This window comes from Fictibacillus sp. NRS-1165 (genome assembly GCF_050468105.1).
Lineage (GTDB): Bacteria > Bacillota > Bacilli > Bacillales > Fictibacillaceae > Fictibacillus_C > Fictibacillus_C terrinigri.
Window position 1 is genome coordinate 26,550 of record NZ_JBDPNU010000054.1, and the last position, 14,154, is coordinate 40,703.

Below are 14,154 nucleotides of genomic sequence, written 5' to 3' on the forward strand. Positions count from 1 at the left end.
ACCGGGCGTTTTTTTCATATCTTAGAAGGAAGCCGTGGCTGAAGGAGAGAGGATATGAAGCAGAAGGGCGATTCTTTATATAAAGTATGGATCGGTTTGTTCGTGTTAACCATTTTCATTGGACTGCTTACCGTCTGGATTGATGTGGCCTGGGTAAAAAAAGTCCTATGGTCCGTACTGCTGCTGTTCAGCATGGTCGCAGCCACAGTAATGTACCCGAGATCTGAAGATTCTTCCAAAAAACATAGAGACAATGTAACCAGCATTTACGAATTAAAAAAGAAAAAAAGCCGAAGAAAAGGTATGTAGCAGTAAAGGTGGAGAAGGAAAATGCTTGGAAAAATAGTAGAGTTTGCGAAGAAGGAAAAACGGCTTCGAGCTGTTATTTTGAATGGTTCTCGTGTGAATCCCAACGCACCGCAAGATATTTTTCAGGACTATGATGTTGTTTTTGTTACAGAAGATGTGCCGTATTATATGGAGAACCGGGAGTGGATACCCACATTCGGTGAAATCATGATCTTGCAGACTCCCGATGCGATGAGTTCACCTGAGCAGGGAGAAATGAGCGGGAAGTTTACGTATCTGATGCAGTTTATGGATGGTGAACGCATTGATCTTACCTTTTATCAAGCTGAAAAGGTTCAGGGAATGGTGCATGACAGCTTGAGTAAAGTGCTCCTGGACAAAGATGGGATATTGCCTGACCTTCCTGAACCGGGTGATCAGGACTACATAACGAAGCGCCCGTCAGAAAAAGAGTTCATGGATTGCTGCAATGAATTTTGGTGGGTGAGTACCTATATTGCCAAAGGGTTATGGAGAAGAGAACTGCCTTATGCCAAGGCGATGTTTGACGGACCAGTCCGGGATATGCTCGTACTTATGCTGAAGTGGCAGATTGGAATGAGGCACAGCTTCTCGGTTGATTCCGGAAAGAACGGAAAGTATTTTCAATCCTACCTTGATCCTGAGATGTATGGCCAGTTGCTGCAAACTTATTCAGATGGTGAGTATGAGAACATCTGGGAGGCCCTTTTTGTGATGGGAGGCCTTTTCCGCAGAGCGGCTCACGAGCTTGCGGAGGAGTTAGGATTTCGCTATCCGGAAGAGGATGATCTAAACGTTACTGCGTATTTGAATCATGTACGCAAGCTTCCTTCCGATGCGAACCGGATGTATTGATTTTACAAAAAACAATCGGGATTTTATATACTTACACTAGAGGGGGTATACCTATTGGCAAGGTTGATCAATCGTACAAGCCAGCTTCATGCAAAACAGGATGAGTTGCGTGCTGATTGTGAGAATTGCTTTGGTCTGTGCTGTACAGCGCTGCCTTTTGCTGAATCTGCAGATTTTCCTGTCAGTAAAGATGGTGGTGTTCCGTGTTCGAATCTAACGATAGATTTTAGATGCTCGATTCATCAAAAATTAAGGCGAAAAGGGTTTAAGGGCTGCTCTGTTTATGATTGTTTTGGTGCTGGACAAAAAGTTTCCCAAATCACGTTTAAAGGAAAGGACTGGCGGACAGATCCAAAACGAGCTCAAAACATGTTCACAGTCTTTCCAAAAGTGCAGCAGCTGCAAGAAATGCTCTGGTACTTGGAAGAGGCCCGGTCACTGAAGACATCAATTTCCATTCTTGATGAGTTGGAATCGGTGCTTGAAGAGACAGAAAGACTGACAAGGCTTGAGCCAAAGGATTTAATAGAGCTGGATATACCGGCACACCGGGCAGTAGTTAATAAGCTGCTTCTAAAGGCCAGTGAAGGGTACCGCAGTGAATTTGCATCCAATCTCAAGAATACCCAACGCAAGAAAACCTTTGGCCGGGGAGCGGATTTTATGGGAGCAGCTCTGCGTAAAGCTGAATTCAGGGGAGCTAATTTGAGAGGTGCTTATTTTATTGCTGCTGATCTAAGGGAAGCGGATTTTAAAGGTTCTGATCTGATCGGAGCAGACTTTCGGGATGCGGATTTAAGAGGAACGGATCTGACGGGAAGTCTTTTCCTCACACAGGTTCAAGTGAATGCGGCGAGAGGGGACGGCCGAACGAAGCTGCCGGCCATGCTTGAAACGCCGGATCATTGGGAATAGGAAGAAGGGTGAGATATCATGAAATATAAAAAGCTGGGCAGGACAGGATTGGATGTTTCATCCATTTGTTTAGGCACCATGGCATTTGGACGTTGGATTGACGAAGAGGCCTCGCGTTCCATCTTAGACCATGCAATGGAACAGGGCATCAATTTTATAGACACCGCCAATTATTATGGAAAAGGACAGGATACGGACATTCCGTATGGTACAGGTGAGTCCGAAGAAATAATCGGCCGAATATTGAAAGGTAAAAGGGATAACGTCGTGCTGGCAACCAAAGTAGGAATACGCATGGGCCACGGCAAGAATGAGTCTGGACTTTCAAGAGCACATATCATGAAAGAAATTGACCGATCTCTAAGCCGGCTGCAAACCGATTATATTGATTTGTACCAGGTTCATTTTTTTGATAACCATACACCTTTGGAAGAAACTCTTCGGACGCTTGATGATCTCGTCCGCAGCGGTAAAGTAAGGTATATTGGCTGTTCCAACTATGCGGCCTGGCAGATCATGAAATCTCATGGAATCAGTGAGAGGATGAATCTTGAGAAGTATGTTTCCGTTCAGCCTCAATACAACCTGTTATCCAGAGAAATTGAACAGGAGCTGTTGCCTTTTTGTAAGTCTGAAGGGGTTGGTGTAATGGTATACAGTCCATTAGGCAGAGGAATGTTATCCGGAAAATATAAAAGTGCCGGAGATGTTCCGGCAGAAAGCCGGGCGGCAAAGGGAGAACGGCTCATACAGAATTATTTCACTCCACGCAATTTTGAGCTTGTGAGCCTGTATCGTCAATTGTCTGAAAAAAACGAGGTAAGCCTTTCGCAATTTGCACTGTCATGGGTGTTAAACCAGCCGGCAATTACCGCGGCCATCGTTGGAGCAAGCAAGGTGCATCATGTCACTGATGCTGTGAAGATCAGTGATTGGCGCTGGACGGAGGACATGCTCGAGGAAGTAAATCATGTGAATTAGGAAATAAATGAGGCACGCACTTTTCCGATTCGTTAATGTGTGAGGCCTCCTTGAAAAGATGGGATTTAAGCAAGACGGTATTTTACGCGGATATGCGTCCTTTCACGGAGAATATTGGGACCAGCGGGTATATTCGTTGTTAAAGCCGGATTGGGAAAAACTAAATAGGATTGCAGGTTAAAGGCTGGCCGTTGGCCGGTCTTTTTTGTGTTTCTTTTGTATGTGAAATAAATCACATAAGTCTAACGGAGATTTCATTATGATTGAGGTGTATTAAGAGAGCATGCAGAGGAGGAGTAAGCAATGAAATTACTTATCCATAGTAAAAACCTACAGTTGACCGAAGCCCTTAATCACTATATCGAACAGAAGATTGGCGATGCGGTTGAACACTTTTTACCTGATCAATCGGATATTAAGGTCCATATTCATGTATTTGCACAGAAGCGAAATCATGGTATTGAGATTACGGTTCCGTTAGGTCATTTAACGATCCGTGCTGAAGAAAAAACAGAAGATCTGTATACATCAATTGATCTTGCAGAAGAAAAGCTTAAAAGGCAGTTCCGTAAATATAAGACAAGAGTGAATAGGAGATCCCGCAAAGAACAATGGCCTTATGCACAGAAAACTTCCATAGAGAAAGAGAATCATGAAGAAGTTGTAAAGGTTAAGGAAGTATGGTTAAAACCTATGAGCCGGGAAGAAGCAGTCCTGCAGATGAACCTTCTGGATCATACCTTCTTTGTTTTTCTTGATGAGACAACGGATAAGGTAAGCGTGGTGTACAAACGAAAAGATAAAGAATATGGGGTATTAACAGCAGTTTAAGGCAAGTTGAACACAATTTTTGGGAGGGATGCGTTATGGCTAAACGCTACAAAGATATACTTGTTGGTTTAGACGGTTCTACAGCATCAGAAAAAGCTTTTAAACGAGCAGTTGAAGTAGCACTTGAACATGAAGCAGAAACCTTAATTCTGGCTCATGTTGTGGATACAAGGAGTTTCTCAGCTTACGACTGGTATACAGCGATGGCAGAAAAAGCGCAGGAATATGCGGAAGAACTGTTAAACGAGTTTGCACATCAAGCCCAGACAGCTGGAATTCCGCATGTAAAAAAAGTAATGGAGCTGGGTTCACCAAAAGTAACGCTTGCAAAATCCATTGCTCCCGACGTTAATGCCGATCTGATCGTTTGCGGAGCGACGGGCATGAATGCCGTAGACCGGATGTTCATGGGGAGTGTATCCGAGCATACGGCCCGTTATGCGAAATGCGATGTGCTGATCGTAAGGAATGACCAATAACACAAATTTATGAGGAGGAATTCCAATGAAAGCTGCTGTAGTCAATGAATTCAAACATTCTTTAGAAGTAAAAGATATGCCTGCTCCTGTCATTGAACACGGTGAGGTACTTGTTAAAATAAAAGCCTGTGGCGTCTGCCATACGGACCTGCATGCCGCGCATGGCGACTGGCCGGTCAAACCGAAGCTGCCGCTCATTCCAGGCCATGAAGGAGTGGGTGTTATTGAACAGGTAGGTCCTGGAGTTGACCATCTGAAGGTAGGAGATCGAGTAGGCATTCCATGGCTATACTCAGCATGCGGGCATTGTGAGTATTGTTTAAGCGGCCAGGAAACGCTCTGTAAGGAACAGAAGAATTCCGGTTATTCAGTGGACGGCGGCTATGCTCAATATTGCAAGGCGGATGCTGATTATGTGGTGAAAGTTCCTGAACATTTATCGTTTGAAGAAGTCGCACCTATCTTTTGTGCAGGTGTGACCACTTATAAAGCATTAAAAGTCAGTGATGCTAAACCAGGAGATTGGGTAGCGATATTCGGTGTGGGCGGTCTTGGCCATGTGGCTGTACAATATGCTAAAGCCATGGGCTTTCATGTTGTAGCTGTGGATACGGGTGATGATAAATTAGAACTTGCTAAAGATCTGGGAGCTGAACTTACAGTCAACGCAGTAAAAGAGGATGCTGCATCCATCATTCAAAAACAACTGGATGGTGTGAAAGCCTCTATTTGTACCGCTGTATCTAAAACGGCATTTAGACAAGCCTATCAGTCTGTGAAACGAGGAGGAACTCTCGTTGCGGTTGGACTTCCGCCGGAAGAATTACCGATTCCGATTTTTGATACTGTCTTAAATGGAATTAAAGTAGTCGGTTCCATTGTTGGAACACGAAAAGATCTTCAAGAAGCGCTGCAATTTGCTGCAGAGGGAAAAGTAAAAACCATGATTGAAGTACAGCCGCTTGAAAAGATCAACGAGGTGTTTGAGCGGATGGAAAAAGGAGATATTAATGGAAGAATCGTTCTAAAAATGGATTAATGGTGAAAGGGGCTGTCCAGAAAGTCGAAAATTGACCTTCAGGCAGCCCCTTTTTGGCTTGAAAAATCTTCAATGAAAAGTTAATTGAAGTGGAAGATGCGAGACTCCTGCGGGACTAGCGTGACAGGTGAGACTCCCGCCGGTGCTTGCACCAAGAGGCTCACCGCACGCCCCGCGGAAAGCGAGCAGCCTGGAACGGAAATCAACAGCTTACAGACTTCTAGACAGCCCCTTTTTTATTATCCATACTGCTAAAAAGTAGGACTTCTCTCGAAAAAAACGAATACAAAAAAAACGGGAATGAGAGATGAATAAGCTGACGATTGCTACCTGCCAGTTTCCGGTATGTGCCGATATCGCCAAAAATAAAAAATATGTTCTTAGCCAAATGAAAAGCGCCGAGCAAAAGGGTGCTGATGTGGCTCACTTTCCGGAGGCCGCATTATCAGGTATATTACTCCATATGAAAAAAGGAAGTTGCAGGCAGCACTGCCTTTTTCACTTTTATCTAGTTTGGCACAAACTGCAGTTCATACCGTACTTTATAAAGGCCGTTTGCTTTCGGCTGATCCAATGGAACGGTATCGAAATAGAGTGTGTATTCACCAGGTTCAACGGTGAACTCCAAGCTGTTGGCACCAACGCTTGAAACCATAATTCCTTCCGTTTCAACCTTAAAAGGGAGCGATAACGTACGCGTGGAATTCACGTTTTCGTCATAATGCAAAGGTGAAGAGACAGAAATCTCACATTTGTAATCGGACACAGCTTCAAATGATATGACCCCAGAACTCAGTATATACCCCCGTTTAATATCTGCATTTGTCCAGTCTAAAAAGGGTTTTTTGATTCCTTTGTTGTATACAATCAATTGGGAATAGGAAACAGTTAGCTCACTGCTCAAATCGGCGTACCTCCTTTACTTAATTCTAAATTGTAGTGTTAAAACATTAAACTGGCTTTACTGGAATGTTAAGGAATTCTGTAAGTTATTGGACCATAGTAGAAATGACACTTTTTTCATTAAAAAGCTATGAAAGCTGCCCTAACCTGGGTTACTTTAGTAAAGCAAAAGGAGGAAGAGGTATGAAAACCTATACTGCATGGCTTTGGGGCATTAATGCAGGATGACATAAAAGGATCAAGATGGAGACTTTGCGAGGACTTTTGGAATCGATTGGGTTTCAAAATGTTAAAACGTACAATCAGAGCGGGAATGTCATTTTTCAATCGGATGAAGAGGTGGAGGATGTACTTCAGAAAAAAATAGAAATTAAAATTCATGAGGAATTTGGTTTTGACGTTACGGTCATGCTGAGAACTCAGAAAGAATTAGAGTTGGCGATTCAAGAGGCACCCTTTCAAGCAGGGAAGCTAAAAGAAGGAGAAACCCTGCATATCGTCTTCCTGTCAGAAGCGCCTTCTGATGCTGCGGTCGACGTGTTGGTTCCCTATAAGAATGAGGCTCTGGATTTTGAAGTCAAGAACCGGGAACTCTACCTTTTCTACCGTAAAAACTTCAGGGATATTAAATTCCCTATTCAAAAATTAAAGATTTTTGGAACGACGAGAAATTGGAACACAGTCAACAAGGTGGCAGCCATGCGGAAAGCCATTGACGAAGCGATGGAACAATAGAGAGGGAGAAGAAGCATGCTATTGAGAGAAGCCAGGGAGAAGGATATTCCTGAACTTGCAGGTTTAATGGGTGAACTGGGGTATCCGACAGAAACAAAAGCGATGGAGGAGCGGTATGCTACAATCGCTGATCATCCTGATTCCACACGATTGTAGCAGAAAAAGACGGAGAACTTGTTGGGATGATCGGGATGTTTAGAGGTCTTTCTTATGAAAAGGACGAATCATACATACGAATTATTGCGTTAGTTGTTAAAGAAAAAGCCCGTAATCAAAAGATTGGCCGCTGTTGCTGGAACAGGCAGAAGTATGGGCTGGCAGCCAGAGGGCCGGCCTTTACAAATCACTGGAATAGGAGGAGATCGTATGGAAGTCAGAGAACTAGGAGCGGCAGACGCCGAGGAATACTGGAGACTGAGGCTGGAGGCATTGATGCTTTCACCAGAGGCTTTTGCAACGAGTTATGAGGAAGCTGTTAAACGGAAGAATCCCATTGAGCAAGTCAAAGAAAATTTCAGTGTGAATGGGAGCCATACGTTTGGTGCCTTTTTAGACGGAGTCCTGGTTGGAATCGTGACACTCGTACAGGAAAGCCATAAGAAAATGAGCCATAAAGCCAATATCTTTGCCATGTATGTGACTTCTCGCAGAAGGGGAAAAGGAACGGGTAAAGCTTTAATGGAAGCTGCGATTCAAAAAGCAAAGGATATGAAAGAGATCGAGAAGGTCAACCTGACCGTCGTTTCAAGCAACGAAAGAGCTAAAAGGCTGTATAGCAGCCTAGGCTTTGTATCGTATGGAACGGAAACAAGAGCATTGCAGGTCGGGGGCGTTTTTTACAATGAAGATCATATGGAACTGTTTCTGAAATAAAAAGGTCACCTAAAAGCAGCTGCCTTGTTTGTTCCGTACAGCGGCTTTTTCCAGGCCGGAAGCTCATGTTTTCGAACTTTCAGGAGTGGAGCCGAATCCTGGGTTATCAACCGTTCATAAAGGCGTTGAGATCTGTAAACAGGAAAACATTGATCTCCTGCTGGCAGTAGGCGGAGGAAGTGTGATAGATTGCACAAAAGCGATCGCAATCGGAGCAAAGTATGACGGGGATGCATGGGATCTGATCACACGAATAGCAGAAATAAAGGGAGCTTTGCCGATCGGTACGGTCTGACTCTTGCAGCAACCGGTTCAGAGATGAACTCGACATCTGTTATCACGAACTGGGAGACAAAGGACAAGCTTGGCTGGTCTTCACCGCATGTTCATCCTCGGTTCTCCATCCTTGACCCGGTCTATACGTTTTCTGTACCGCGTGACCAGACGGTTTATGGTATCGTGGACAGCATGTCTCATGCGCTTGAGAGCTATTTCCACCGTACTAAAAACTCTCCGATGTTCGACGGTTTTATCGAATCACTCCTTCGTACTGCCATTCAAACCGGTCCAAAGCTTTTGGAGGACATGCAGTCGTTTGACCACCGGGAAACGATGATGTATTTAAGCACCACAGCTTTCAATCGCTGTTGAACGGTACCGATGGAGGAGACTGGGCGACACATCGAATCGAGCATGCGGTTTCTGCTCTGTATGACATTCCCCATGGCGGCGGTCTGGCCATCCTTTTCCCCGAACTGGCTGGAGCTTGTGCTGGAGGGAGATCCATCCCGGGTGAAACAGCTTGCGGTGAAAGTGTTTGGAATTGATCCAGCCGATAAAAATGAAACGGAGCTTGCAAAAGAAGGCGCAAAAGCGCTCCGAGATTTCTGGAACTCGCTAGGTGCTCCGAGTACGCTTCGTGACTACGAAATTGATGACAGCCAATTTGACAGCATCGTCGAAAAGACGTTCATCAAACCTGGAGTGGGCACCTATAAAGAGCTTGATCCAGAATCAGTCATGGATATTCTAAGAAGATCACTATAATATAAAAACTGGCTCTTATTCCACCTTTTAAAGGGGATGAGAGCCAGTATTCTTATTGCTTTGGAAAATTTTCGCTTCCAAAATATCGCTCCTTTAAAATACCAAGGTGATGCTTCTCATGGCCGGCGATGATATAAGCAATGGCTCTGACTGTAACGTCTGAACCATTTGCATTCCCGCTTCGGGTCCATGGTTCTTCCTCCATGCTTTTAATGAGTAATTTCGTAGACTGTCGGACATTCTGGAACTGTTGTATTAAATCTGATAGCGGCTGCCTGTCGAAGAAAGCATGCTGCACATAGGCATTTTCATCAAAGCCGGGAAGTATTCCCTTCTCCCCCCTCGCAATGGAAAGCAGCCGAAATGCCATGATTTGCTCTGTATCTGTCAAATGGCCGATGACTTCCTTTATGCTCCACTTTTCTGGCCCGTATTTGAACAGTGCTTGCTGCTCGGTAAGATCTTGAACCGTCTGCACCGTTTCTTCAGCCTGTTCTTCTAATAGATTAACGATGTCCTGGTCAGGCAGCGCTGCTATGTAGTTCACGTAATAGGAATCATACTCATTGGTTTTTGGTTTACTTCTCAAATGCAACATCCCCCTTAAATCTTTTTATTTAACTATATTATGAACCTTCAAAAGAATAAACAAAATTGTCTGGCATCGTTAGAGAGAATCAAGTTAGAATGGGTGTATATGGAATTCCGAAACCTTTGAGCAGAGGTGAAGAAGATGGTAAACGCAGTGAAATAGCCCTCCTGCAAAAAACGGAAAGAATTTGCAGGAGGGGGAAAACAGTGGATAAGAATGTCTTTGGAAGCTGGAGAAAGAGCCATATGCTGAAAGGCCAGGTGAGCAATCCAAACCTTATCGTCGGAGAATACACCTACTATTCGGGTTACTATCACAAGGAACTTTTTGAAGAATACTGTGTGCGTTATCTCTCACAGAAAAAGGGAGAAGATCGGCTGATTATCGGTAAATTCTGCTCCATTGGATCCGGAGCTGCCTTTATCATGTCAGGAAATCAGGGACATCGGTACGATTGGGCGACAACCTACCCATTTTTCTATACTGATGATGAATGGGGAGAGGCTGGTGACGGATACAGGCCCTCGGGTGATACGATCATAGGAAATGATGTCTGGATCGGAACAGAGGCGATGATCATGCCGGGAGTGAAGGTGGGGGATGGAGCGGTTATTGCGGCTAGGGCAGTGGTTACAAAAGACGTCGGACCTTACATGATCGTTGGCGGCAACCCTGCTCAAGTGATTAAGAAGAGGTTTACGGATAAACAGATTAGTATGCTGATTGAGATGAGATGGTGGGACTGACCGGAAGAGAAAATAAAGAGGAATATGAAGCTCCTTTGTTCTGGAAAGATTGAAGAACTATTTCAGGACCACGTTTGAAGATAAAGGAGAGGGGCACCCGATTATAAATTGGAGTGCCTCTTTTTAAATTGGCGCGTATTTGTTGATGATCAGCGCGTATTTACTAAGAATCAGCGCGTATTCCGCTATGATCAAGAAGATTTCTTTAGTACGGCTGCACTGCGGGCTTTTGATTTCTTCGATGAAAGATAGACTCCGGCAAAAATGATAAGAAGTCCGATAATTAAATTGGGAGTAACAGGCTCTCTCAGGAGTACATATCCCCAGATCATGGCGCTGGCCGGAATAAGATAGGTGACGGTAGCAGCAAATTCCGGACTTCCATGCTTGTTCAAATAAAAATAAATGAGCTGCCCTAGGCCAGAACCAAAACAGCCAAGTCCGATCACGGCAAACAAAGGTTTGGGATGAAGGAGCAGCTGTATATGAACGGGTTCGGTAAAGAGTACACCGATCAGGCCGACGACAGCACCGGTCAGCAGCGTAAAAAATGTAATGACGGCCACTCCTACTCCTGAAAGATAGCGTTTAGTAAGCTGACCCGAGAGACCATAACAGATGGCGGCGAGCAGCATCGTGCCGATCCCGACAAACTGAGTTCCGAAAAGATGGCCAAATTGAAAGTCCATAAGGACCAATATTCCGAAAAAGCCGATGAGAATGCCAATCCACTGCTGTTTGTTTAACCGGTAGGAGAACAAAAAGAAACCAATTAAACCCGTCCAGATCGGAGTGGTCGCATTTAAGATGGAAGCGGTATTGGACTGAATGACCGTCTCACTTAACGAAATGAGTCCCCAGGCGAGACCGCAGTTGAAGATTCCAATAATAATAAGCCATTTGACAGGAAGTTTGTTTTTTATCTCTTTTCTCTTGCTCCATACTACTGGAAGCAGGATTATCGCTCCCGCTAATGTACGTAAAAAAACGACGCCCCATACGCCTGCAGGCTCAAGCAGCCATTTCATAAACACAAAAGATAATCCCCAAATAACGCTTAATCCTGCAAGAGCACCATACAATCGAATCATGTGTTTTCCTTCTTTCTCATTAAGGGTTTCAATTCATTTATCGTAATGCAAAAGGAGAAAAAAGGGAAGGTCTCTAGCCTCTTTCCCAATGAAACAACATTTGCTACTATTATTTGGTAAAGTTTGCAACGGAAGGTTGGAGATGAAGAGCATGCTCCGTACTTTAAAACTGGAAGAAATCACAGAACGGCTTGTGGTCAGGCCATATCTGACGAATGATTATCAAAATTGGTATAAACAATATTTAAATTGCGATCCGGCTCGCAATAAGTATGATGAAGGCAAAATTGATATGTCTGATTATACGTCAGTCTGGTTTGATGAAATGGTGAACAAGAATCAGCAATTAATAGAGAAGGATGAAGCGTATATTTTGGGTGTCTTCAGAAAGGAAGATGGTGTTCATGTAGGGGTGGTTGACCTGTCCACATTAATGCGAAATGAATTTCAATGGGGAAGAATCGGCTATACCATTTTGAATCCTTATTGGGGAAAAGGCTATGGAAGGGAAGCAGTGAAAGCCGCTCTGAAAATAGCTTTTATCCAGCTTGGTTACCACCGAATAGAAGCTCACATCAGCATGGATAATACAGCCTCCATTAAATTAGCTGAATCAGCCGGTATGGAATTTGAATGTGTAAGGAGAGCTTTTATTTTTGAGTTTGGGGAATGGACGGATCATCTTGTCTATTTTTGCAATGCTACGTAAAAAGAAGAAACAAAAAACTATGCAAACTGTGCAATTTTTTGATAAGATTAACGATGTGAAATTTTAAGTCCTACTAATTTCATAATAAGCAAGTAGTAGAACCCTGCCGAACAATGAAAGGGTTTTCTTAGAAAGGTGGAACAATTGTGGACGCATATTTACTTCTCGTCACGTTACTCGCCATTGTTATCGTTATTCTTGGCGTATCATGGTTAAAGTGGCATGCTTTTATCAGTTTACTCGTGGCCAGTTTGTTCCTGGCTATCGCTACGGGATTGTCTCTGGACAAGATTGTAAGCGCCTACGAAACAGGAGTCGGCGGTGTATTAGGACACTTGGTCGGTATCCTTGCTCTAGGTACAATATTAGGAAAGATGATGGCTGAATCAGGTGCTGGAATGCAGGTCGCAGACTTCTTCGTCCGCAAGTTCGGCGTGAAAAAACTGCCATGGGCGATGCTTTTCTCGGGCTTTATCATTGGAATTCCGGTGTTCTTTGAAGTAGGAATTCTAATTGTATTGCCGCTCGTCATCTCCATCCATAAGACGACAAAACAAAATATTTTATTGATCGCGTTGCCTGTTATTGCAGGATTGTCGATCGTGCACGGCCTTGTTCCTCCGCATCCGGGTGCATTAACAGCAATTAGCATTTACAAAGCAAATCTTGGGACAGTATTGATCTATTCCTTGATTATTGCCATTCCTGCAGCGATTATTGCAGGGCCGCTTTTTGCGAAATGGGTTCATAAACGGGTGGTGCCTCAGGGTGAGCCTGAACTGATCCGCTTCAATACAAATTATAAAAAGCTTCCTAGCACAGGACTATCATTCTTCATTATTTTATTGCCTGTCCTATTGATGGTTTTAGCTGCTATCGCACCCTACTTATCAATACCTAAAGGTGCAGAAAAAGTTATGGCATTTATCGGAAGCCCGATCATCGCCTTGCTGATCGCGGTTTTTGCTGCGTTTTATTTCCTGGGCATCCGTCAGGGAATGGACAGGAACATGCTTAAGAAATTCTCGGAAGAAAGTTTGCTTCCGGTCGGATCGATCATCTTAATCATCGGAGCCGGCGGCGGTTTCAAACAGATCCTCATTGACAGCGGTGTAGGCAACACCATTGGGCAAATGTCTGAGAACCTTTCGCTTTCTCCGCTAGTCTTGGCCTTCCTGATTGCAGGTTTGATCAGGATTGCTACCGGATCAGCGACTGTAGCGCTTACGACAGCTGCGGGGATCGTTTCTCCAATTATTGAACACATGTCAGGAGTTAACCTTGAACTGCTGGTTATCGCGACAGGTGCAGGCTCACTTATGTTCTCTCACGTCAATGACGCAGGGTTCTGGATGGTGAAAGAATATCTTGGATTAACGGTGAACGAGACATTCAAAACATGGACCGTGCTTGAAACCATCCTTTCTTTCGTCGCTTTTGGCGGGGCACTGCTGCTCAATTTATTTGTATAGGATGACTAGATAGTAGGATTGATTATTCCTGCTATCTTTTTTTATCTATAAAAATAAATTTTAATGGCCGCTGGTCTATTATGCAGGAACCAGAGGAGCAGTACAAAGTTGAGGTAGTAATGCAATGATACAGCTGCAGCTGAAGTGTTTGCCGTTAAAGTGGATGAGCATAGATCATAAAGAGGCTGTTTTCGCATTTCTAAAGGTTTTCAAATAAACGGTGTATTAGTCAAAAGCAACGCTGATCTAAGCGTTGCTTTGTAAGGAGGATATTCTCTTATTGACCTAAAATTGGTTAAAAAAGGCATCTGACTAGATGTGCAGCTTGTAGACAAAGTCTTATGTCTACAAGTTTTTTTTATCTTAGAATTAAACTAGATACTGTTTGATATGCTTGTCGCTATAATATACTTGGCGCCTTACAGTGAACTTGTTTTTGCTATAAAGCTCGTTCATTAACTGATTCATCGTTGTTGGAGGCTTGTTGTAAATCAACTTCAGTGCCACACCACGGTCTTTAATCCCGTGGCGTAAACAATAAATTAATCCTTGCTTT

The 14,154-nt window shown here is 43.8% G+C and carries 17 protein-coding genes and 2 pseudogenes; 15 read left to right on the top strand and 4 right to left on the bottom strand.

The window, feature by feature from the left end:
* Positions 1–54: 54 nt before the first annotated feature.
* The 7 genes from ABHN01_RS21185 (at position 55) to adhP (ending at position 5,430) form a co-directional block, all read left to right on the top strand.
* Complete coding sequence (locus tag ABHN01_RS21185; protein WP_429877162.1) at positions 55–309, top strand: hypothetical protein; 255 nt, start codon at positions 55–57, stop codon at positions 307–309.
* A gap of 21 nt (positions 310–330) precedes the next feature.
* Positions 331–1,185 carry an aminoglycoside 6-adenylyltransferase gene (locus tag ABHN01_RS21190; RefSeq protein ID WP_429877163.1) on the top strand — a complete coding sequence of 285 codons (855 nt, stop codon included), beginning with the start codon at positions 331–333 and terminating at the stop codon, positions 1,183–1,185.
* A 63-nt stretch (positions 1,186–1,248) separates the two neighbouring features.
* A complete protein-coding gene (locus tag ABHN01_RS21195) occupies positions 1,249–2,100 on the top strand; it encodes a pentapeptide repeat-containing protein (protein ID WP_429877178.1) in 852 nt (283 codons plus the stop codon).
* Between the two features lie 18 nt (positions 2,101–2,118).
* On the top strand, positions 2,119–3,081 hold the full coding sequence (locus ABHN01_RS21200; RefSeq protein WP_429877164.1) for an aldo/keto reductase: 963 nt from the start codon (positions 2,119–2,121) through the stop codon (positions 3,079–3,081).
* Between the two features lie 303 nt (positions 3,082–3,384).
* Positions 3,385–3,912, top strand: a complete 528-nt coding sequence (gene hpf, locus ABHN01_RS21205; RefSeq protein WP_429877165.1) for a ribosome hibernation-promoting factor, HPF/YfiA family — start codon at positions 3,385–3,387, stop codon at positions 3,910–3,912.
* Between the two features lie 35 nt (positions 3,913–3,947).
* Positions 3,948–4,391: a universal stress protein gene (locus tag ABHN01_RS21210; protein ID WP_429877166.1), complete on the top strand. Its 444-nt coding sequence runs from the start codon at positions 3,948–3,950 to the stop codon at positions 4,389–4,391.
* Between the two features lie 25 nt (positions 4,392–4,416).
* Positions 4,417–5,430 (top strand): alcohol dehydrogenase AdhP, encoded by a 1,014-nt coding sequence (gene adhP, locus ABHN01_RS21215; RefSeq protein ID WP_429877167.1) that lies wholly within the window; start codon positions 4,417–4,419, stop codon positions 5,428–5,430.
* Positions 5,431–5,938: 508 nt separating this feature from the next.
* On the opposite strand, the gene comJ is transcribed toward adhP, so the two are convergent.
* Positions 5,939–6,334, bottom strand: a complete 396-nt coding sequence (comJ, locus tag ABHN01_RS21220; protein WP_429877168.1) for a competence protein ComJ — start codon at positions 6,332–6,334, stop codon at positions 5,939–5,941.
* 236 nt (positions 6,335–6,570) lie between these two features.
* Between comJ and ABHN01_RS21225 the strand changes: the two genes are divergently transcribed.
* The 5 genes and pseudogenes from ABHN01_RS21225 to ABHN01_RS21245 form a co-directional block, all read left to right on the top strand.
* Entirely contained in the window at positions 6,571–7,068 is a 498-nt protein-coding gene (locus ABHN01_RS21225; protein WP_429877179.1) for a DUF1697 domain-containing protein, read from the top strand.
* Positions 7,069–7,083: 15 nt separating this feature from the next.
* Positions 7,084–7,224: a hypothetical protein gene (locus ABHN01_RS21230; RefSeq protein WP_429877169.1), complete on the top strand. Its 141-nt coding sequence runs from the start codon at positions 7,084–7,086 to the stop codon at positions 7,222–7,224.
* A gap of 35 nt (positions 7,225–7,259) precedes the next feature.
* Positions 7,260–7,535 (top strand): hypothetical protein, encoded by a 276-nt coding sequence (locus tag ABHN01_RS21235; protein WP_429877170.1) that lies wholly within the window; start codon positions 7,260–7,262, stop codon positions 7,533–7,535.
* Positions 7,435–7,941, top strand: a complete 507-nt coding sequence (locus ABHN01_RS21240) for an N-acetyltransferase family protein (protein WP_429877171.1) — start codon at positions 7,435–7,437, stop codon at positions 7,939–7,941. The genes ABHN01_RS21235 and ABHN01_RS21240 overlap by 101 nt, the downstream gene beginning before the upstream one ends.
* 58 nt (positions 7,942–7,999) lie before the next feature.
* A pseudogene (locus tag ABHN01_RS21245) lies at positions 8,000–8,988 on the top strand (iron-containing alcohol dehydrogenase); the annotation flags it as partial.
* Positions 8,989–9,040: 52 nt separating this feature from the next.
* Here ABHN01_RS21245 and ABHN01_RS21250 read toward each other — a convergent pair.
* Complete coding sequence (locus ABHN01_RS21250; protein WP_429877172.1) at positions 9,041–9,577, bottom strand: DinB family protein; 537 nt, start codon at positions 9,575–9,577, stop codon at positions 9,041–9,043.
* 248 nt (positions 9,578–9,825) lie between these two features.
* Between ABHN01_RS21250 and ABHN01_RS21255 the strand changes: the two are divergent.
* A pseudogene (locus ABHN01_RS21255) lies at positions 9,826–10,404 on the top strand (CatB-related O-acetyltransferase).
* Positions 10,405–10,517: 113 nt separating this feature from the next.
* On the opposite strand, the gene ABHN01_RS21260 reads toward ABHN01_RS21255, so the two are convergent.
* Positions 10,518–11,417, bottom strand: a complete 900-nt coding sequence (locus ABHN01_RS21260) for a DMT family transporter (RefSeq protein ID WP_429877173.1) — start codon at positions 11,415–11,417, stop codon at positions 10,518–10,520.
* 151 nt (positions 11,418–11,568) lie between these two features.
* Here ABHN01_RS21260 and ABHN01_RS21265 point away from each other — a divergent pair, with 151 nt between their 5' ends.
* Positions 11,569–12,126, top strand: a complete 558-nt coding sequence (locus tag ABHN01_RS21265) for a GNAT family N-acetyltransferase (protein WP_429877174.1) — start codon at positions 11,569–11,571, stop codon at positions 12,124–12,126.
* A 146-nt stretch (positions 12,127–12,272) separates the two neighbouring features.
* Positions 12,273–13,598, top strand: a complete 1,326-nt coding sequence (locus tag ABHN01_RS21270) for a GntP family permease (protein WP_429877175.1) — start codon at positions 12,273–12,275, stop codon at positions 13,596–13,598.
* A gap of 369 nt (positions 13,599–13,967) precedes the next feature.
* Here the strand turns inward: ABHN01_RS21270 and ABHN01_RS21275 are convergent.
* The coding region (locus tag ABHN01_RS21275; protein WP_429877180.1) for a hypothetical protein at positions 13,968–14,154 on the bottom strand (187 nt) is incomplete at its 5' end.